16 protein-coding genes are annotated in these 20883 nt (G+C 63.3%); 13 read left to right on the top strand and 3 right to left on the bottom strand.

The window, feature by feature from the left end:
- Positions 1 to 32 precede the first annotated feature (32 nt).
- A complete protein-coding gene (locus FEZ59_RS20475; RefSeq protein WP_029255797.1) occupies positions 33 to 1067 on the top strand; it encodes a glutathione S-transferase C-terminal domain-containing protein in 1035 nt (344 codons plus the stop codon).
- Between the two features lie 10 nt (positions 1068 to 1077).
- On the opposite strand, the gene FEZ59_RS20470 is transcribed toward FEZ59_RS20475, so the two are convergent.
- A complete protein-coding gene (locus FEZ59_RS20470) occupies positions 1078 to 1488 on the bottom strand; it encodes a VOC family protein (RefSeq protein ID WP_019749325.1) in 411 nt (136 codons plus the stop codon).
- 154 nt (positions 1489 to 1642) lie between these two features.
- On the opposite strand from FEZ59_RS20470, the gene FEZ59_RS20465 reads away from it, so the two are divergent.
- The 5 genes from FEZ59_RS20465 (at position 1643) to FEZ59_RS20445 (ending at position 12015) form a co-directional block, all read left to right on the top strand.
- Positions 1643 to 2392 carry a hypothetical protein gene (locus FEZ59_RS20465; protein ID WP_003945111.1) on the top strand — a complete coding sequence of 250 codons (750 nt, stop codon included), beginning with the start codon at positions 1643 to 1645 and terminating at the stop codon, positions 2390 to 2392.
- A 68-nt stretch (positions 2393 to 2460) separates the two neighbouring features.
- Entirely contained in the window at positions 2461 to 3462 is a 1002-nt protein-coding gene (locus FEZ59_RS20460; protein ID WP_020723663.1) for an ATP-binding cassette domain-containing protein, read from the top strand.
- The gene (locus FEZ59_RS20455) at positions 3459 to 4232 is read left to right on the top strand and encodes an ABC transporter permease (RefSeq protein WP_019749328.1); all 774 of its coding nucleotides are present in this window, start codon (positions 3459 to 3461) and stop codon (positions 4230 to 4232) included. The genes FEZ59_RS20460 and FEZ59_RS20455 overlap by 4 nt, the downstream gene beginning before the upstream one ends.
- A 36-nt stretch (positions 4233 to 4268) precedes the next feature.
- Complete coding sequence (locus tag FEZ59_RS20450; RefSeq protein ID WP_097387138.1) at positions 4269 to 8078, top strand: ABC transporter ATP-binding protein; 3810 nt, start codon at positions 4269 to 4271, stop codon at positions 8076 to 8078.
- A 175-nt stretch (positions 8079 to 8253) separates the two neighbouring features.
- Positions 8254 to 12015: a multifunctional oxoglutarate decarboxylase/oxoglutarate dehydrogenase thiamine pyrophosphate-binding subunit/dihydrolipoyllysine-residue succinyltransferase subunit gene (locus FEZ59_RS20445; RefSeq protein ID WP_019749330.1), complete on the top strand. Its 3762-nt coding sequence runs from the start codon at positions 8254 to 8256 to the stop codon at positions 12013 to 12015.
- Positions 12016 to 12114: 99 nt separating this feature from the next.
- On the opposite strand, the gene FEZ59_RS20440 is transcribed toward FEZ59_RS20445, so the two are convergent.
- Positions 12115 to 12744 carry a TetR/AcrR family transcriptional regulator gene (locus FEZ59_RS20440; RefSeq protein WP_007736130.1) on the bottom strand — a complete coding sequence of 210 codons (630 nt, stop codon included), beginning with the start codon at positions 12742 to 12744 and terminating at the stop codon, positions 12115 to 12117.
- Between the two features lie 71 nt (positions 12745 to 12815).
- Between FEZ59_RS20440 and FEZ59_RS20435 the strand changes: the two genes are divergently transcribed.
- The 3 genes from FEZ59_RS20435 to FEZ59_RS20425 all read left to right on the top strand — a co-directional run bounded on the left by FEZ59_RS20435 (position 12816) and on the right by FEZ59_RS20425 (position 16222).
- Positions 12816 to 14390, top strand: coding sequence for an NAD(P)/FAD-dependent oxidoreductase (locus tag FEZ59_RS20435; protein ID WP_172933092.1), 1575 nt, complete (start codon positions 12816 to 12818; stop codon positions 14388 to 14390).
- On the top strand, positions 14387 to 15217 hold the full coding sequence (locus FEZ59_RS20430) for an SDR family NAD(P)-dependent oxidoreductase (RefSeq protein WP_019749333.1): 831 nt from the start codon (positions 14387 to 14389) through the stop codon (positions 15215 to 15217). The genes FEZ59_RS20435 and FEZ59_RS20430 overlap by 4 nt, the downstream gene beginning before the upstream one ends.
- Before the next feature lie 63 nt (positions 15218 to 15280).
- Entirely contained in the window at positions 15281 to 16222 is a 942-nt protein-coding gene (locus tag FEZ59_RS20425; protein ID WP_019749334.1) for an alpha/beta hydrolase fold domain-containing protein, read from the top strand.
- Positions 16223 to 16273: 51 nt separating this feature from the next.
- Here FEZ59_RS20425 and FEZ59_RS20420 read toward each other — a convergent pair whose 3' ends face one another.
- Positions 16274 to 17158: an ABC transporter substrate-binding protein gene (locus FEZ59_RS20420; protein WP_070384947.1), complete on the bottom strand. Its 885-nt coding sequence runs from the start codon at positions 17156 to 17158 to the stop codon at positions 16274 to 16276.
- 203 nt (positions 17159 to 17361) lie between these two features.
- Here FEZ59_RS20420 and FEZ59_RS20415 point away from each other — a divergent pair, with 203 nt between their 5' ends.
- Genes FEZ59_RS20415 through FEZ59_RS20400 form a run of 4 tightly spaced genes read left to right on the top strand, consistent with a single transcriptional unit; the run spans position 17362 to position 20824 of the window.
- Entirely contained in the window at positions 17362 to 18300 is a 939-nt protein-coding gene (locus FEZ59_RS20415; RefSeq protein ID WP_172933091.1) for an ABC transporter substrate-binding protein, read from the top strand.
- Positions 18301 to 18304: 4 nt separating this feature from the next.
- Positions 18305 to 19450, top strand: a complete 1146-nt coding sequence (locus FEZ59_RS20410; RefSeq protein ID WP_172933090.1) for an ATP-binding cassette domain-containing protein — start codon at positions 18305 to 18307, stop codon at positions 19448 to 19450.
- A 4-nt stretch (positions 19451 to 19454) separates the two neighbouring features.
- Positions 19455 to 20138: an ABC transporter permease subunit gene (locus FEZ59_RS20405; protein WP_019749338.1), complete on the top strand. Its 684-nt coding sequence runs from the start codon at positions 19455 to 19457 to the stop codon at positions 20136 to 20138.
- A complete protein-coding gene (locus tag FEZ59_RS20400; RefSeq protein WP_003945081.1) occupies positions 20135 to 20824 on the top strand; it encodes an ABC transporter permease in 690 nt (229 codons plus the stop codon). The genes FEZ59_RS20405 and FEZ59_RS20400 overlap by 4 nt, the downstream gene beginning before the upstream one ends.
- Positions 20825 to 20883: the final 59 nt, after the last annotated feature.

Below are 20883 nucleotides of genomic sequence, written 5' to 3'. Positions count from 1 at the left end.
TCGAAATGACACTCGAACGAGAGGGACCGCAGATGAGTACGGAAGACGGCGCGAGCGAACCGACATTCGTCGAAGAGGGTCGTGAATTCAAACGCGACACCAACTACATCCCGACCCGGATCACCGAGGACGGTCGCGACGGTTACCCCGTCGAACCGGGGCGATACCGGTTGATCGTGGCACGTGCCTGCCCGTGGGCAAACCGCGCCATCATCGTCCGCCGTCTACTCGGCCTCGAAGACGTACTGTCGATGGGCATCTGCGGTCCGGTTCACGACAAGCGAAGCTGGACTTTCGATCTCGACCCGGGCGGCGTCGATCCCGTACTGAAGATCCCGCGACTACAGGACGCGTACTTCGCCCGAGATCCCGAATACCCCAGGGGAATCACGGTGCCCGCCATGGTGGAGATCGCGACGGGCAAGGTGGTCACGAACGACTACCCACAGATCACCCTCGACTTCTCGACGCAATGGAAGAAGTACCACCGCGAAGGCGCACCGGATCTGTACCCGGAGCCTCTGCGAAACGAAATCGACGAAGTGGCCGAGTACGTGTTCCGCGACGTCAACAACGGCGTCTACCGCTGCGGTTTCGCCGGTTCACAGCAGGCGTACGACGAGGCATACGACACGCTGTTCGCCCGCCTCGACTGGCTCACCGAACGTCTTGCCCGGCAACGCTTCCTGGTGGGAGACACCATCACCGAGGCCGATGTGCGCCTGTTCACCACGCTGGCGCGATTCGATCCCGTCTATCACGGCCACTTCAAGTGCAACAGAAGCAAACTCAGCGAGATGCCGGTGCTGTGGGACTACGCACGCGATCTGTTCCAGACTCCCGGATTCGGTGACACCATCGACTTCACACAGATCAAAGCGCACTACTACATCGTGCATTCCGAGATCAATCCCTCCGGAATCGTGCCCAAGGGACCGGAATTGACGCACTGGCTCGAACCGCACGGCCGCGAACAGTTGGGTGGCCGACCGTTCGGGGACGGCACACCGCCTCACCCGCCCATCCCCTCGGAAGTGGTTCCAGCAGAGCACTGGGCCACCAGATAGGTCGCGGCGGCTACTCCCCTGCGTACGTGCCGAAACTCCAGTACACACCTTCGGGATCACGGCAGGTGAACCCCCGCGAACCGTAGTCCTCGTCGCGCAATCCCTGCGTGATCGTGGCGCCCGCCGCGACAGCGCGTTCGTGGAGTGCATCAGCTGCGTCCGCGTCGTCCACGACGATGTACACCGAACCGATTCCAGGCGGCAGGCCGGCGATCGCCGAATCGGTGCGCGGCGAACCCAGCATGATGCCGCCACCGCCCGGCCAGTCGAGTTGGGCGTGGTCCACCACGTCTCCCTCGCCGTAGACGACCTTCTCCACGAAACCGAAGGTGCTCACCAGAAAGTGGATTGCAGCCCGGGCGTCGAGGTAGCGCAGTGTCGGCCAGATGGTCGTCGAACGAGATTCCGAAGTGGCGGTCATAACACTCGAACTCCTGCCTGGGAAAACTCACGAAGAAAACCGAGTCTCGTACGAGCCTATGGCCCCTGCGATCACCGCCGCTACCGAAAACTTCACCTATTCTCGAGATACGGTCCACCTCGCTTCAGAGGAGGACAACTGTGGAGGGGCAGCAATGAGCAAGTCGACGAACAACGACAGCGGGCGTATCGAGAAGGTCCTCGTTTCCGTTCTCGACAACGGAAGCCGCCTGCAAGCGCCCGCAGTGGCCAAATACGTCAACCACGTCCGTAAGGCGCACCCCGACGAGTCACCTGCTCAGATCGTCGAGCGGATGGAGAAGATGTTCATTCTCGCCGTGACCGGAAGCGGCAGTGCCGTCGGCGCCACGGCCGCGGTGCCGGGCGTCGGAACAGTCGCGTCCATCGCTGCAGTCGGTGCGGAATCGGCTTTCTTCCTCGAAGCGTCGGCGCTGCTCACATTGGCAATCGCGTCTGTGCACGGAATCTCCGTGCAGGATCATCAGCAACGACGCGCCCTGGTCCTGGCAGTCGCACTCGGCGAATCCGGCATGGAGATCGTCCAGAAGGCCACCGGGATCACGGCCAAGAACTGGGGAACGGCAATCACGAGCAAGATTCCCGGACCCACGATGAGGGGAATGAACAGCACCCTCGTGCGGAAATTCGTGACCAAGTACGCCGCCAAGCGCAGCGCACTGATCCTCGGCAAGCTCGTTCCCGCCGGAATCGGTGCGGTCATCGGCGGTGCGGGTAACCGTGCCATCGGCAAGGGCGTCGTCAAGAATGCGCGCGAAGCCTTCGGACCGGCACCGGCCAGGTGGACCGATCACCTGATCGTGATGCCTGCCGACGATGCCGCAGTGCTTCCCCAGACGGAGACACGCCGGGCCATCCGCAGATAGCCGTCCGGGCCGTAGGCTCGCATCACGTATTCGCCGCCGACCCGGGAGCAGCATTGACGAACACCGCAATGGGATCCTTCTCTGCCCCCATCGAAATTCGTGGGTTGACGAAGACGTTCAAAGCGGCGCGCGCGGTCAACGACCTGAGCTTCGACGTTCAGGCGGGCTCGATCACCGGGTTTCTCGGCCCGAACGGTTCGGGCAAGACGACCACGTTGCGGATGCTCCTCGGACTGGTGTCACCGACGTCGGGATCGGCCACGATCAACGGCACCCCGATGCGTTTGCTGCCCAACCCGGCCCGGACCGTCGGCGCAGTACTCGACGTCGGCAGTCTCCATCCGAAACGAACGGCGCTCGGACACCTCGAGATCTACGCGGCCGCTATCGGCATGCCGACTCAGCGCGCGGCGCAGGTGCTGGACATGGTCGGTCTGAGTTCGGTCGGAGCCCACAAGACCGGCACCTTCTCGCTCGGGATGCGCCAACGCCTGATCCTTGCCACCGCGATGCTCGGTGATCCCGAGATCCTCGTGCTCGACGAACCCGCGAACGGACTCGACCCCGAGGGCATGGCGTGGCTACGTCAGTTCCTGCAGACCTTCGCCGGTTCCGGCCGAACGGTTCTGATCTCGAGTCACGCGCTTCGTGAAGTGGAAGCGACCGTCGACAGCGTGGTCATCGTCAGCGCCGGCTCACTCGTCTACCAAGGGACCATGGACGAACTTCGTCGCTCCCAGCGCAGTCGACTGCTCGTCTCGTGTTCCAACCCAGCGCTCCTCGCCACGGCACTGGCCGCTCGGGGAATCATCGACGCCCAGATCACGCAGGACGGACGGCTCGCCGTGGGCGGCACCGACACGTCGGTGCTCCCACCGGTGGCGTCGGCGGCCGGTGTCACGATCTTCGGTGTCGCGACCGAAGGCGCAGATCTCGAGCAACTGTTCCTCGCGATGACAACACCGCAGTACGCGGTTCCCCAGGTCGGATACCACCGCCCACCCGGTCCCGGTTCCGGACCGGGCTATTACGGCCCTGCCGCATACGGACCTTCCGGAGGACACAGATGACCACGCTCGTGCGCGCGGAGACACTCAAAGTTCTCACCTTGCGCTACTGGTGGGCACTGGCCATCGCACCGGTGGTCGTGGCCGTGCTGATTGCTGCCTCGACTCGGACGTTCGTCGAAGTTGTGGCCGATTCGGCCGACACCACTTTCGACGTCGATGTCGTGTCCACCGGCGTCAGCCTCGGTGTCTCCAACACGCTTGTCCTGGTGTTCGCGGCCGTCTTCGGAGCGCTCACCGCCGGATCCGAATTCGGCTACAAGACTCTCACCACAACGTTCCTCACAGCTCGCGGCCGCGACGGAGTTCTCGGCGCAAAGCTTGCCGTCGTCGCGGTATTCGCCGTCGGCTACGCACTGGCGGTCGAAGTAGTCAGCATCGGCGCGATGTTGCTCTTCGGCCGGGACTTCAGCTTCACCACCGATCTCTTCGCCATCTGCGCCGCAGGCATTCTGGCGTGTGCGCTGTGGGCACTACTCGGCGCCGGGGTGGCCCTGCTCACCGGTTCGTCGATGGCCGGTGCCCTCTCGGTCATCCTGTGGTTCGTCTTCGGTGAATGGATCGTCCGCGCCGTGCTGCTCGCGATGGATCTCGGTGGGATCGGGGCCGCGCTTCCGGTATCGGCCACGATCGGCACGATCGTCAATGCGGCCCCGTCGATCGACGTCGACGCGTTTGCGTCCTGGCCGAGCGGCCCGATGATGCTGGCCGCTTGGGTAGTTCTGTTCTGTGGGCTCGGTTGGCTACGGACCAGGACCCGCGACATCACCTGAAAAAGCTGTCTGGGGCCGGGTCTACCGTGGATCTCGATGAACACGATCAACACGGACAGTCCGGTAGCTGGAGAGGTGGATCGAGCTCCGGGCTGGATCCGACGCTTGGCCCACGCATGCTGGTTGCACCGAAGAGTTGCGATCGGCGCGCTACTCGTTACGGTCATCGCCTCTGCGATCGACATCTCGTTTCCTCTCCTGACCCGCTATGCGCTCGACGCCGCAAGCCAGGAGAACCCGGGCAAGGTGATCGGGTTCGTCGCGTTGGCGATCGCGTTACTCGCGATCGTCCGCTTCGCGTGCCAGTACGGCCGACGGATGCTTGCCGGCCGACTCTCGCTCGACGTTCAACACGACTTGCGGCTCGCCCTGCTCGGTTCGCTGCAACGCCTCGACGGACGAGGGCAGGATCAGATCCGCACAGGCCAGGTGGTCTCCCGGTCCATCACGGATCTGCAGCTCGTCCAGGGTTTGCTCGCGATGGTGCCGATGTCCGCGGGAGCGCTCCTGCAATTCGTGCTGGCGATCGGCATCATGGCGTGGCTCTCGCCGCTGTTGACTCTCGTCGCTGTCGCCGTCATCCCAGCAGTAGGGCTGGTGGTGTTCCTGATGCGACCGATGCTCTTCGCCGCAACATGGTCCGCGCAGCAGCGTGCCGCCGACCTCGCCCAACACGTCGAGGAAACCGTCACCGGCGTTCGCGTCGTCAAGGGATTCGGGCAGGAACAACGAGCCGTCGACCAGCTGGAGGAACATAGCCGCACGCTGTACTCCGAGCGCCTTCGCGCCGCGTGGTTGAACGCGAAATTCGCGCCAACCATGGCCGCCTTGCCCCAGCTCGGGCAGGTGGGAGTGATCGCTCTCGGCGGGTATCTCGCACTGCACGACAAGATCACCGTGGGAACGTTTCTCGCGTTCGCCACCTACATCGTGACGATGACCGGAGTCACCCGAACTCTGTCGTCGGTCATCGTCATGGCGCAGCTGGCGCGCGCCGCTGTAGAGCGTGTCTACGACGTCATCAACGCTCAGCCGGACATCGCCGATCCAGACCATCCGGTGGACCTGCCCGACGGTCCTCTCGGAGTCACCTTCGACGACGTGGCATTCGGATTCGACACCGAACGCGACGTCCTGACCGGGCTGAACCTCCGCATAGAACCGGGCGAGACCGTCGCCGTCGTGGGTCCGGCCGCGTCGGGCAAGACCGCGTTGTCCTTGCTTCTCCCGCGGTTCTACGCACCGACTTCGGGTGCGGTGACAGTCGATACCGCCGGCGAGACGTTCCCCATCGGCGAACTGCGCAGTGAGCAGCTTCGTGCCGCCGTCAGCCTCGTCTTCGACGAACCGTTCCTGTTCTCGGACACCATTGCCGCCAACATCGCACTTGGCCGCGAGGACGCCTCCGACGAGGACATCCGCGACGCAGCAGCACTGGCACAGGCAGATTCGTTCATCGAGGCACTCCCGGACGGATACGACACCGTTGTCGGTGAACGAGGTCTGACGCTGTCGGGCGGCCAGCGTCAGCGCATCGCACTTGCCAGGGCACTGCTCGTCGACCCACGGATTCTAGTCCTCGACGACGCGACCTCCGCAGTCGATGCGGCTACCGAAGCCGCGATCTTCGACGCGTTCCGGGCCAGACGGCGCCAGACCACGCTCATCCTCGCTCACCGGCGGTCCACCCTGACGCTCGCAGACCGGGTCGCGGTTCTCGACGGCGGACGGATCATCGACTCCGGAACCGTGGACGAACTGGAAGCGCGATGTCCGCTCTTTCGTGCCCTGTTCTCCTCGCCGCCGGAACTACCGGCCGAACTCGACGACGTCGACTCCGATGCTTTCGGACGTGACCGCAGCGAGCCGACAACCGAGCAGTTGTGGCCGCAGGCACCGGAATCCGAAGCCGACAGCACAGCCGCTACGACGCAGGGTGCGGGCGGACCGATGGCCGGAGCGCTCAGCGGAATCGCGGTGACGCCGTCCCTGCGGGCAGCAGTCGACGCTCTCCCACCCGCACGCGAAGACCCCGGAATCGCTCCTGAGAGCCTGCGCGAATCGAATCCACAGTTCTCACTCCGACAGATCTTGACGCCGGTCCGCTGGGTTCTACTGGCGGTTGTCGTGTGCCTTGCGCTGGACTCCGCAGCGGCGATCGCATTTCCCTCCCTCGTCAGATACGCGATCGACCACGGAGTCGTGACCGCGGACAGCAGCACGCTCTGGATAGCGACGGCATTCGGCGCGCTCCTGGTCGCCGCGGACTGGGTCGTCGTCGCGGTCATGACGGTGCTCACCGCCCGGGCCGGCGAACGCGTGTTGTTCGGGCTCCGCGTACGCAGCTATGCACACCTGCAGCGCCTGGGCCTGGACTACTACGAACGTGAATTGTCCGGGCGCATCATGACGCGCATGACCACCGACGTCGACGCGCTGTCGTCGTTCATCCAAACCGGCATGTCGACGGCGATCGTGAGCGTTCTGACCGTCGGCGGAATTTCGATCGCACTCCTGGCGACCGACGTGACGCTCGGACTGGTGGCGCTGGCCGTCATCCCACCGCTCGTGGTTGCGACCGTGATCTTCCGCAAGATCTCCTCGGTTGCCTACAGCCAGTCCCGCGAACGGATCTCGCTCGTCAATGCCGACTTCCAGGAGAACATCGCCGGTCTGCGAGCGGCTCAGGCCTACCGCCGCGAAGAAGGTGCGGCGCGTAGGTTCGCAGAACGCTCCGAAAGCTACCGCCGATCGCGGATGCGGTCGCAGCGAGCCATTTCGATCTACTTCCCGTTCATCTCGTTCCTGTCCGACCTCGCGTTGGCCGCAGTGGTGTTCGTCGGCGCGCACCAGATCGCCAACGGGTCGACGTCACCCGGCGTACTGATCGCTTTCGTGCTCTACCTGGGACTGCTGTTCGGACCGATTCAGCAACTCTCACAAGTGTTCGATGGTTACCAACAGGCAAACGTCGGATTGCAACGAATCGGTGACCTTCTGCGTACTCGGAGTTCGATCGAAACAGCCGACAGCGAGGATCTGATCGCGATCTCCGGACGGCTCGACGGCGCCGTCCATCTCGACGGGGTCGGGTTCCGGTACTCGGGTGCGGACGTCGACGCCCTCTCCGATTTCGATCTGCAGATTCCGCCGGGCACGACGGTTGCCCTCGTCGGCAGAACCGGTGCCGGGAAGTCGACGGTGGTGAAGTTGCTCGCCCGCTTCTACGACCCGACGTCCGGATCCGTCGACGTGGACGGAACCGACATCCGGAACTTCCACCTCTCGCAGTACCGACGCCGCCTCGGCGTGGTCCCGCAAGAGGCGCATCTGTTCACCGGCACGGTCGCCGACAACATCGCGTACGGGAGGCCGTCGGCGTCGCACGCGGAGATCGAGGAAGCGGCGCGTTCCGTCGGCGCACTGAATTCGATAGCCGACATGCGTGGAGGCATGAATCATCCCGTCGGCGAGCGCGGCCAGGGGCTCTCGGCGGGCCAACGCCAACTGATCGCATTGGCCCGTGCCGAACTGGTCGACCCGGACCTTCTGCTCCTCGACGAGGCGACCGCGACGCTCGATCCCGCGACCGAACGAATGGTGCTCGAAGCAAGTCGGTCGGTCACCCGGAAACGGACTTCCGTCGTCGTAGCTCACCGCCTCGCGACAGCTGCCCGAGCGGACCTCGTTGTCGTAGTTGACCGGGGACGTATCGTTGAATACGGCCCGCACGATGTTCTGCGGTATGCCGGTGGTCACTACTCGGGACTCTGGGATGCATCGCAGGCGCGTGAGGGGAATAATCTGACGTCGAGAACTGTCATCGAAGGCAACCCCGTCGCGTGACAGTCGGCACGGATTTGTACCGCCGAGAGGTAGTGCGCGATCGCAAGATCACGGACTTCCGTGAGACAGCTCACAAATTGTGTGCCGCACAATTGCTCGTCACAAGCTCGGGCTAATCTCATGTATATAGGCGCTCTGATCGGGTACCGAAATAGAAACGAGGCGAACACCTGCCGTGAGCAGCAGTTCTACATCCCAATTCGGACAGAACCAGTGGCTGGTTGACGAGATGTACCAACGCTTCCAGGACGATCCGTCGTCCGTGGATCCCAGTTGGCACGAATTCTTGACCGATTACTCGCCGGACTCGGCGAACACGGGAGGTGGAAACGGGACTGCCTCGAACGGCAACGCGGCTGCACCCGCCGCTGTTGTAGCTCCGCCTGCTGCTCCCAAAGCCACGCCTCCCGCCCCCAAGACCGCACCTCCTGCGCCGCCTGCCAAGGCTGCCGCACCGGCCCCCGCGAAGACGGCAGCGCCCGCCGCGAAGGCCGCCCCGGCCAAGCCTGCAGCAGCCAAGCCCGCGGCCGCTCCCGCGAAGCCCGCTCCCGCCGGCGGAGCCGAGGAAACCAAGGTTCTCCGCGGCGCCGCAGCAGCGGTCGTCAAGAACATGTCGCTCTCGCTCGAGATTCCGACAGCAACCAGCGTGCGTGCCATCCCCGCGAAGCTGATGTTCGACAACCGCATCGTCATCAACAACCACCTCGCCCGTACCCGCGGCGGCAAGATCTCGTTCACCCACCTCCTGGGTTACGCGATCGTCCAGGCAGTCAACGCGTTCCCCAACATGAACCGGCACTTCGCCGAAATCGACGGCAAGCCGAACGCGGTCACCCCCGAGCACACCAATCTCGGACTCGCGATCGACCTTCCCGGCAAGGACGGCAACCGCTCACTGGTTGTTGCCGCCATCCGGAACACCGAGTCGATGAACTTCGTCCAGTTCCACGCGGCGTACGAGGACATCGTCCGACGCGCCCGTGAAGGCAAGCTCACCGGCGAAGACTTCACCGGCGTCACCATTTCGCTGACCAACCCGGGCGGCATCGGCACGGTTCACTCCGTTCCTCGCCTGATGAAGGGCCAGGGCGCCATCATCGGTGCCGGCGCGATGGAATACCCCGCCGAGTTCCAGGGCGCCAGCGACGAGAAGCTGGCCGAGATGGGCGTCGGCAAGTTGATGACCCTCACCTCGACCTACGATCACCGCATCATCCAGGGTGCCGAGTCGGGCGATTTCCTGCGCACGATCCACAACCTGCTGATCAGCGACGAGTTCTACGACGAGATCTTCCACGCGCTCGGCAACCCGTACGAGCCGGTGCGTTGGCGCAAGGACGTGCCGGAAGGCGCTGTCGACAAGAACACCCGTGTTCTCGAACTGATCGCTGCATACCGTGACCGCGGCCACCTCATGGCCGACACGGACCCGTTGCAGTTCGTCAAGGACAAGTTCCACAGCCACCCCGACCTCGACGTCATCAGCCACGGCCTGACGTTGTGGGATCTGGACCGCGAGTTCAAGGTCGGCGGCTTCCACGGCCAAGAGAAGATGAAGCTGCGCGACGTGTTGAGCGTGCTGCGCGACGCGTACTGCCGCCACGTCGGCGTCGAGTACACGCACATCCTCGAGACGGATCAGCGTCAGTGGATCCAGGACCGCGTCGAGGGCCATCACGCCAAGCCTTCGGTCGCTCAGCAGAAGTACATCCTGAGCAAGCTCAACGCCGCCGAGGCCTTCGAGACGTTCCTGCAGACCAAGTACGTCGGCCAGAAGCGCTTCTCGCTCGAAGGCGCCGAAGCCGTCATCCCGATGATGGACGCCGTGATCGACCAGGCCGCCGAGCACCAGCTCGACGAGGTCGTCATCGGAATGCCGCACCGTGGCCGTCTCAACGTGCTTGCCAACATCGTCGGCAAGCCGTACTCCAAGATCTTCACGGAGTTCGAGGGCAACATGAACCCGGCAGCCGCTCACGGCTCCGGCGACGTGAAGTACCACCTGGGCGCCAGCGGAACGTACATCCAGATGTTCGGTGACAACGACATCGCTGTCTCCTTGACCGCCAACCCGTCTCACCTCGAGGCCGTCGACCCGGTTCTCGAAGGCCTGGTCCGCGCAAAGCAGGACATCCTCGACAAGGGCGAAGAAGGCTTCACCGTCCTGCCGCTCATGCTGCACGGTGACGCTGCATTCGCCGGTCAGGGCGTTGTCGCCGAGACGCTGAACCTCTCGCTGCTTCGCGGCTACCGCACCGGCGGCACCGTACACATCGTCGTGAACAACCAGGTCGGCTTCACCACCGCGCCGGAACATTCACGCTCGTCCGAGTACTGCACCGACGTCGCGAAGATGATCGCCGCGCCGGTCTTCCACGTCAACGGCGACGACCCCGAGGCGTGCGTCTGGGTTGCTCAGCTGGCCGTCGACTTCCGTGAGAAGTTCGGCAAGGACGTCGTCATCGACCTCATCTGCTACCGCCGCCGCGGTCACAACGAGGGCGACGATCCGTCGATGACCCAGCCGGCGATGTACGACGTCATCGACACCAAGCGCAGCGTTCGTAAGAGCTACACCGAGTCCCTCATCGGCCGCGGTGACATCTCGCTCAAGGAAGCCGAAGACGCACTTCGCGACTACCAGGGCCAGCTCGAACGGGTCTTCAACGAGGTCCGTGAACTCGAGAAGTTCCAGCCCGAACCGTCCGAGTCCGTCGAACTCGACCAGACTCCCCCGGCTCGCCTGACCACGGCTGTCGCTCCCGAGGTCCTCGAGCGCATCGGTGATGCGTTCGTCAACGTCCCCGACGGCTTCACCGTTCACCCGCGCGTCAAGCCGGTTGCCGAGAAGCGCCGCGAAATGGCCCGTGAGGGACATGTCGACTGGGCGTTCGCAGAATTGCTCGCGTTCGGCTCGTTGGCCGAGCAGGGTGCCTTGATCCGCCTCGCCGGTCAGGACTCCAAGCGTGGAACGTTCACGCAGCGTCACTCGGTCCTCATCGACCGCAAGACCGGCAACGAGTACAGCCCGATCGCCAAGATCGCTGCCGACGCCGAAAACGGCGGCAAGTTCATGGTCTACGACTCCGCACTCACCGAGTACGCAGGTCTGGGCTTCGAGTACGGATACTCGGTGGGTAACCCCGACGCTCTGGTCCTGTGGGAAGCGCAGTTCGGTGACTTCGTCAACGGCGCGCAGACCATCATCGACGAGTTCATCTCTTCGGGTGAGGCCAAGTGGGGTCAGCTCTCCGACGTCGTGCTGCTCCTGCCACACGGTCACGAGGGTCAGGGTCCGGACCACACCTCCGGTCGCATCGAGCGTTTCCTTCAGCTGTGTGCAGAAGGCTCGATGACCGTCGCGGTTCCGTCGACTCCGGCCAGCTACTTCCACCTGCTGCGTCGCCATCACCTCGACGGCATCCGCCGTCCGCTGGTGGTCTTCACGCCCAAGTCGATGCTGCGTAACAAGGCTGCAGTCAGCAACGTCGAGGACTTCACGACGGGCAAGTTCCGTTCCGTCTTCGAGGAGCCTGCATTCGAGAGCGGCGAAAGCGCCCGCGAATCGGTCAAGCGGGTTCTGCTGGTCAGCGGCAAGCTGTACTGGGAGCTTCTGGCGAAGAAGCACAAGGACGAGCGTGACGACATCGCAATCGTGCGCATGGAGCAGCTCTACCCCGTGCCGAAGCGTCGTCTCAAGGAGACCCTGGACCGTTACCCGAATGCGGATCAGTTCCGTTGGGTTCAGGAAGAGCCCGCAAACCAGGGTGCGTGGCCGTTCCTCGGACTGGCTCTGCCGGATCTTCTGCCGGAGACCTTGACCGGCATCAAGCGCATCTCGCGTCGTCCGATGTCCGCTCCCTCTTCGGGATCGAGCAAGGTGCACGCGGTGGAGCAGCAGGAGATCTTGGACGAGGCGTTCCTGCCGACCAACTGAGCAGTGGCGTTCCTGCCGACCAAGTAAGCAGTGGCAGTACCCAAAGGCCGGGCCCCACATTCCGCAAGGAGTGTGGGGCCCGGCCTTTCTGCGTTCACGTCAATTCGATTGCAGCAGACCCAGATCCGGCCCGGCATCGAAGCCGACGGCGGCCAGTGCCAACGCGGGCAACGACTGAACCGTCAGGTCGATCAGTTCCTCGCGGGTGATTGCGGGCGCGCGGAGCCAACTGATGGTGGCTTCCTCGACAAACGCGATCCAACCTCGAACGGCCAACTCCACCTGAGGCGTTCGAGTCAGGCCGATCTTGGGGAGCTGATCGAGGGTTCTCTTGGCCATGATGTCGCGAGTCTGCTCGAACACCTCACGCATCTGCGGATCCCCGCTGGCGGTCCCCCGGAGCAGCGAGACGTAGGTATTGCGGTTCTCGGTCACGTAGTCGACGTACGACGCCAGCACCGATCGGAGGGTGAGCATCGGATCGTCCGACTCGCTCGGCTCCGTGCGCTGGAGCATCTGTTCACTGCTGTGTCGGACGATGGCGAGATGGAACTCGCTTTTCGACGCGAAGTAGTGGAACAGAAGCCCACGCGACACCCCCGCTTGATCGGCGATGTCCTCGACGGAAATCTGCTCGAGCGGCCGTTCGGCCAGCATGCGCGCCCCGAGATCGATGAGTTGCGCTCGGCGTTGCGCAGGGTCGAGCCGCGTTCGCTTTACTGCGTCCATGCCCAATAGACTACTGAATATCCGTCAATAAGCTATTGACCGTGACTCAATAAAGGCATATCGTTCCCTACATGAGTCTTCCAGTTACAGATACCTCAGCACCTGCCGCGGATACTCGCCACGTCGGCACACTGATCATCGGCAGCGGTTTCGCCGGTCTCGGTGCGGCGATCAAACTGGCACAGGCCGGCATCACCGACTATGTCGTTCTCGAGCGCGGCAACGACGTCGGTGGAACCTGGCGTGACAACAGCTACCCGGGCGCCGCGTGTGACGTGCCGTCGCATTTGTACTCGTACTCTTTTGCACTCAATCCGGAGTGGACGCGCTCCTTCTCCACCCAGCCCGAGATCTACAAGTACATCCAGTCGGTGGCCAACCGCCACAAGGTGCTCGACAAGCACATCTTCGACTGCGACGTTCTCTCAGCCCGCTGGGACGAGTCGTCGGCTCATTGGCACGTCAGCACCAACAAGGGTGAATTCGTCGCAAAGATCGTCGTCTCGGCCGTCGGCGCACTGTGTGAGCCTTCACTTCCGGACATCAAGGGCATCGACGGATTCAAGGGCGAAATCTTCCACTCCTCGCGCTGGAACCACGATGCCGATCTGACGGGCAAGCGCGTGGCCGTCATCGGAACCGGCGCCTCCGCCATCCAGATCGTGCCCGCTATCGGCAAGAAGGTCTCACACCTCGACGTGTACCAGCGCACGGCGCCGTGGATCCTGCCCCGCGCAGACCGCGAGTACACCAAGATCGAGCATCTCGCGTTCAAGTACCTCCCCGGCTTCCAGAAGTTGTGCCGCACCGGTATCTACTGGATGCGAGAGACGCAGGTCGTCGGCCTGGCCAAGGCGCCGGTCTTCATGAAGCCGCTGCAGTTCGCCGCCGAGCGTCACCTGAAGGCTCAGATCAAGGACAAGGATCTTCGTAAGAAGGTCATGCCCAACTTCCAGATCGGCTGCAAGCGCATGCTGATCTCGAACAACTACTTCCCCACCCTCGCCCAGGACAATGTCGACCTGGTGACCGAAGGCATCGAGGAGGTCACCGCCAACGGGATCGTCTCGAAGACCGGCACCACCCGTGAGATCGATGCCATCGTCGTTGCGACCGGATTCCACGTCACCGACTCCCCCACCTTCGCGGGAATCTTCGGCAAGGACGGACGCTCGCTCGCCGAGGTCTTCGAAGAGACCGGCATGCAGGGATACAAGGGCGCGGCAGTTGCCAACTTCCCCAACATGTTCTTCCTGGTCGGCCCCAACACCGGCCTCGGACATTCGTCGATGGTCTTCATGATCGAGTCGCAGATCAACTACCTGGTCGACGCGATCGCCACCATCGACAAGTACGACATCGGCACCATCGAGGTGCGCAAGGACAAGCAGGACAAGTACAACAAGGACCTGCAGGCAGCTATGTCCAAGAGCGTGTGGAACAACGGCGGTTGCGCCAGCTGGTACATGGACAAGCACGGAAACAACACCACCCTGTGGCCTGGCTTCACCTTCCAGTTCCGCAATGCCACCAAGCATTTCGACCTCGCGGCATACCGTAGCGTCGCCACCTCGGATCTCGGCGCCGTCGGCACCGCGACCACTTCACAGATCGACCTCGACGACGAGAAGGCAGTAGCACAATGAGTGATTTTGCAGGCAAGGTCGTAGTCATCACCGGAGCGGGATCGGGCATCGGTCGCGCACTCGCACTGAACCTGGCCGGCCAGGGCGCCAAGTTGGCGATCTCCGACGTGGACACCGTCGGGCTCGCCGAGACAGCCCGTCTGGTGGAGGCCATCGGCGCCGAGGTGAAGTCGGACCATCTCGACGTCACCCAGCGTGAAGCGGTTCTCGAGTACGCCGACGCGGTTGTCGCCCATTTCGGCAAGGTCAACCAGATCTACAACAACGCCGGAATCGCGTACCACGGCACCTTCGAGAAGTCCGAGTTCAAGGACTTCGAACGTGTCATGGACGTAGACTTCTGGGGAGTTGTCAACGGCACCAAGGCATTCCTTCCCCACGTCATCGCCTCCGGTGACGGGCACATCGTGAACGTGTCGAGCCTCTTCGGTCTGCTGTCGATGCCGGGTCAGAGCGCCTACAACTCGGCCAAGTTCGCCGTTCGCGGTTTCACCGAGTCGCTTCGCCAGGAAATGCTGATCGCCAAGCACCCGGTGAAGGTGACCTGTGTGCACCCGGGCGGAATCAAGACCGCCATCGCACGCAACGCCACCGCAGGTCCGGGCGAAGATCTTGCGGTCTTCTCCGAGTTCTTCGACCGCAAGCTCGCGCGCACCACTCCGGAGGACGCCGCCAAGACGATCGTCAACGGTGTTCGCAAGAGCAAGCCGCGAGTTCTCATCGGGATGGACGCAATCGCACTCGACGCCTGGGTTCGCCTCGTAGGATCGGGCTACCAGCGCATCGTCGCGATCGTCGCCGGCCGAATGATGCCCAAGTCCAGCTGAGTTCGTTTCACAGCGTCGTTCGTTTCACAGCGCAGTTCGCATAAAGAGTCAGGAGCCCTGCCGGTGAGCACGTTCACCCTTCCGCTGCCCGTGGTCGCATTCTTGTTGAAGCCGTACTTCCGTCTGGCTTTCAACTCGCGGCTGCCGTATCGGATTCAACGTCTGTTGCTCGAGGCCGGGGCACCGCTACAGCAGGTTCCAGCGGGCGCCGTCGTGCGCCCGCTGGAGCTGGCTTGCCGACCGGCTGAGAAGATCACCGTCGGCGCAACCGAGCGCCCCACCGCAGTTCTCTACCTGCATGGCGGGGCGTACACGCTGGGTTCGCTTGCCACACACCGTTCTCTCGCAGCTCATCTCGCCCGTGAGTCGTCCAGTGCGGTCTTCACCTTGGACTACCGTCTCGCGCCGGAGAATCCGTATCCCGCCGCTCTCGACGACGCGGTCTCAGCCTTCATGCAGTTGGTCACCGAGTTCGACTATTCGGAAGACCGCGTTGCCATTGCCGGCGATTCGGCCGGTGGCGGTCTGGCCGCGGCGACCGCTCTGCGTCTGATCGAGCGTCACGGCGTGACCCCCGGCGCGCTCGCACTGATCTCGCCGTGGGTCGATCCCGGCGATCGGGGTGCTACCAAAAAGGCCGACCTGGTGGTCAACACAGCTTGGTCCTTCGATGCCGCCGACGCTTACCTTGCCGGCGGCGACCGTACTGATCCTGGCTACGCGCCGATGCACGGCAAGCTCGACGGGTTGCCGCCCACCAGGATTCACGTCGGTTCCGAGGAGGTCCTCTACCCGCAGATCATGACGTTCACCGACAAGCTCTCCGCTGCCGGCGTCGACGTGTCCCTGGTGGAGTACGCACGACTGTGGCATGTGGCTCACGCACAGGCGTCACTGGTGAAGGAAGCAGCAGACGCCGTTGCCGACCTCGGCCAGTTCATCGCATCGAAACTGATTCGTGCCAAGGATGATTCGAGTTCAGCAGTGGGATCGAACAGTCACTGACGGGTGGCCCACTCCGTCCATGTCACTGACGGGTGGCCCACTCCGTCCATGTCACTGACGGGTGTCCCACCAGGTTCGTGCCACTTCCGAGGCTGACGCCTTGCCGGTCCGCACCTGCTCGATCATTGCGGCGAGATCGGTGGTGGACAGTTCACCCGCAACGACGCTGAGCGCCTTGACAGCCGAATCTCCCAGTGCGCCCGCTCGAAAGAGCGGAACGACATTCTGCGCAGCCAGAACGTGATTCGAATCAGCGAGCACTGTGACGGCATCGGATTGTGCCAGCGCTGACAGCGTCGTGGTTCCGAATACCTGTGCACCGGGTACGTCTGCCGGCGTTGCCTGATCGACACCGGCGAAGACACACTCGGCGCCCTCGGCCAACTGTTCCACTGCCCCGTCCTCGACGAATCTCGCGGAGACGAGCGGCGTCGCCGCGGCACACGAAGGAGCAAAGGCTTCTATCGTCTTCGCTCCCAACGACTGTGCGTATCCGGTGTCGAGTGCGAGGACCGCACGATCTTCGGCCATCGCATAGTCGGAGACCGAAAGACCCTCCGGCAGAGAGCGACTCAAGGCTTCGAAGACGTCGTCGGCCTTGCGGGCCGGGGATGACGGGTCGTAGTGATCGAGCAGCGCACCGGTGAACTCGGGCACCAAGGTGACTCGCGCTGCGTCCAGAGCCTCGAGTGATTGGGTTCTGCCTCCACCCACCGATTCGACGCGAGCCGACAGACCGGAGGATGAGAGCACCGTCGAATACACCTCGGCCAACACCGAACTCTCCACTGATGCGTCAGCAGCCACCACGATCTGGTCACGAGACTCCGCTCCGGCGCTCTCTACCACCGAATCACCGTTTGCGCATCCGCTGAGAATTGGCAGGACCATCAGTGCTGCAACAACAGTCGAATACTTCGTGCGTGTGCTCTTCACCGAAATCCTCACATCCAATCCCATGGATCGAAAACCGTGCCATGTCGGTACCTATCGTTACACTTGTCGGGCGATGCGCGGTAACCAGTCCTGACGCAGCCACTCGGTGGCGGCGCCGTCGAAGCCACTCGGGTGGCTTCGCCACAAGGGGATGGTTTCCGACGCCCGAAACACGGGACGCCCGAAAAACCGGAAGGACGCTCATGCGCACCTCACGATTTCGTTCCAACCGTTGGCTCGTAGCCGCGGCAACCGTTGTCTCTCTCACTGCACTGACAGCGTGCGGTAGCAGTGACGGTGACTCCAACAGCGATCCCAACGCGATCGTCGTCGGCTCCGCCAACTTCACCGAATCCGAGACTATCGCCAACATCTACGCCGAAGCACTGCGTGTCAACGGGTTCGATGTGTCCACGTCGTTCAACGTCGGCAGCCGTGAGGCGTACATTCCGGCGCTCAAGGACGGGTCGATCAGCGTCATTCCGGATTACACGGGAAATCTCCTGCAGTACTTGGATCCCGACAGCACGGCCACCAGCTCCGCTGACGTCCTCGCTGCTCTTCCCGCAGCTCTCGGGTCGGAATTGGCCATTGCGACGCCTGCATCCGCCGAGGACAAGGACGCCGTCGTCGTCACGAAGGAAACCGCTGACAAGTGGAACCTGAAGACGATCGCCGATCTGGCTCCGCATTCCGCCGAGGTCAAGTTCGGCGCTCCGGCCGAGTTCCAGGAACGTCCAGCCGGATTGCCCGGTTTGAAGTCCAATTACGGTCTCGACATCTCGGCAGCCAACTTCGTCCCGATCGCCGACGGCGGTGGACCGGCAACAGTGAAGGCTCTCTCGTCCGGCGACATCACGGCGGCAAACATCTTCACGACGTCTGCCTCCATCCCGGCAAACAACTTCGTGGTTCTCGAAGACCCGAAGAACAATTTCCCGGCTCAGAACGTGGCGCCGGTGCTGCGCGCGTCGAAGTCTTCCGACAAGTTGAAGACAGTCCTCGATGCGGTGTCCGCCAAGCTCACCACCGAAGAGTTGTTGGCACTCAACGTCCAGGTGTCCGGCGACACCAAGACGGAGCCGGCAGCGGCGGCCAAGGCGTGGGTGACGGCGCAGGGCCTCGACAAGCCGGTCTCGTAGTCACGTGATCACATTCGAGGGCGTCACCAAGCAGTATCCGGACGGCACCACCGCCGTCGACCGTCTCGATCTCACCATCGAGGCCGAGTCGTTCACGGTGTTCGTGGGGCCGTCCGGGTGCGGCAAGACGACGTCGATGCGCATGATCAACCGGATGATCACACCGACGTCGGGCAAGATCTTCGTCGACGGTCGTGACATCGCCCAGACCGACGCGGTGAAGCTGCGTCTCGGCATCGGGTACGTCATCCAGAACGCCGGCTTGCTTCCGCATCGCACCGTGATCGACAACGTCGCAACAGTTCCGGTACTGCGCGGTGAGTCCCGCCGCGCAGCGCGCAAAGCCGCGTTGGGGGTACTCGAACGAGTCGGTCTGGACATCTCCCTTGCCACCCGCTATCCCGGGCAACTCTCGGGTGGGCAGCAACAACGTGTGGGAGTTGCGCGAGCATTGGCTGCCGATCCGCCGATCCTGTTGATGGACGAGCCCTTCAGCGCCGTCGACCCGGTGGTGCGTGAGGATCTGCAGACCGAAATGCTCCGTCTTCAAAGCGAACTGAAGAAGACGATCGTCTTTGTCACCCACGACATCGACGAGGCAGTCAAACTCGGTGATCACATTGCCGTCTTCGGTCCCGGCGGGCGGCTTCAGCAGGTTGCGGCACCTCGCGACGTGTTGGCCGCACCGGCAACGGATTTTGTCGCCGGATTTGTCGGACGCGATCGCGGATATCGGGGATTGTCGTTCCGCGCTGCCGACGAGGTTCCGTTACACCCCGTACGCACGGCCGTCGAGAACGAATTGAAGGCTCTGCGTCTCGAATTGGGCGAGTGGGTTCTCGTGGTCACGGACAGCGGAAGTCCACAGGGATGGATCGACGTGACCGGCGTCGAAGGCCTGCGCTCGGGACGCACTATCGCGCAGTCGACGTCGGCCGGTGGTTCGTTGTTCTCCCCCGGCGGTGATCTACGCCAAGCACTCGATGCGGCAATCTCGTCCCCTTCCGGTATCGGCGTTGCCGTCGACGGCGAGGGAGCGGTCATCGGCGGGATCCTCGGGTCCGAAGTCGTGGCGAAATTGGCAGATCAGCGTCGACGCGAGGACGAGGAACGCAACCGAGTCGCCTTCACCGAGGGATTCGGGGCGTAGCGGCATGCGCTGGCTCATCGACAATTTCTCGACGGTCGTGGACTACTCGAAGACCCATCTGTATCTGGCGCTGCTGCCCTTGCTGATCGGTCTCCTGATTGCCGTTCCGGTCGGAACAGCGATCCGCAACGTCAGATGGCTGCGCCGAATCACGTTGACCCTGGCGAGCATTGCGTTCACGATTCCGTCGCTCGCGCTGTTCGTCACCATCCCCCAGCTGTTCGGACTCAAGACCCTTGATCCGCTCAACGTCGTGATCGCACTGAGCGTCTATGCGACAGCACTGCTCATCCGGGCCGTGCCCGAAGCACTCGATTCGGTGCCGGACAACGTCATCGACGCTTCCACCGCCGTCGGGTTCACACCGCTACGACGCGCCCTGACGGTCGAGTTGCCGTTGGCACTGCCGGTGATGATCGCGAACATCAGAGTTATTGCCGTTACCAATATTTCGCTGGTTTCGGTCGGATCGCTGATCGGAATCGGCGGGCTGGGAGTTCTGTTCAAACAGGGCTACGACCGCGACTACCCGGACCAGATCGTTGCCGGCATCATCGCGATTGTCGTGCTGGCCCTGGCGCTCGACCTGATCCTGTATCTGATCGGCCGATTCCTGACCCCGTGGACCAGAACATCGACCTCGTCGAAGGTCCCCGCCGTCGTGGCTGCCGAGGGGGAACCCGTATGAGCATCTTCACCGGAGCCTGGGACTTCATCGTCGATCCCGGAAATTGGAGCGGCGACACCGGAATCGGCACCCGCATCCTCCAGCACCTCTGGTACAGCGTTCTGGCCGTGGCGCTTTCGGCTGTGATCGCGGTGCCCATCGGATTACTCATCGGCCATCTGCGTCGCGGTGAGATCGTGGTCGTCAGTCTCGTCAACGCACTGCGGTCGCTGCCCACTCTCGGCCTGCTGACCTTCCTCGTTCTTCTCATGGGACTCGGGGTGATGCCGCCGATTCTCGCCCTCGTCATCCTCGGCATTCCCCCACTACTCGCCGGCACGTACGCCGGAATTGCCAGCGTCGACCGCGGCGTCGTCGAGGCCGCGCGGGCGATGGGTATGACCGAACTCCAAGTGCTCTTCCGCGTCGAGATACCCAATGCGCTGCCATTGATTCTCGGCGGACTGCGTAACGCGACACTGCAGGTGATTGCCACGGCAACGGTCGCCGCCTACGTCAACCTCGGCGGCCTCGGCCGGTACATCTTCGACGGTCTCGCGCTCTACAAGTACGACCGAGTGGTCGTCGGCGCAATTCTGGTCGCGGTTGTGGCTCTGGTCGTGGACGGCTTACTGGCGCTGGTGGTCTGGGCATCGGTTCCCGGGACCGGCAGGCTGCGCCGAACACCCGACCTCACTCGTCTGTAGATCGGTACATACGAAAAGCCCCGATCGGAACCTTGTGTGCGGGTCCCGATCGGGGCTTT

The sequence above is a fragment of the Rhodococcus sp. MS13 genome (genome assembly GCF_013277835.1).
Taxonomy (GTDB): domain Bacteria; phylum Actinomycetota; class Actinomycetes; order Mycobacteriales; family Mycobacteriaceae; genus Rhodococcus_F; species Rhodococcus_F erythropolis.
The sequence above is the reverse complement of the archived record's forward strand: the minus strand, read 5'-3'. Positions and strand labels throughout refer to the sequence as shown.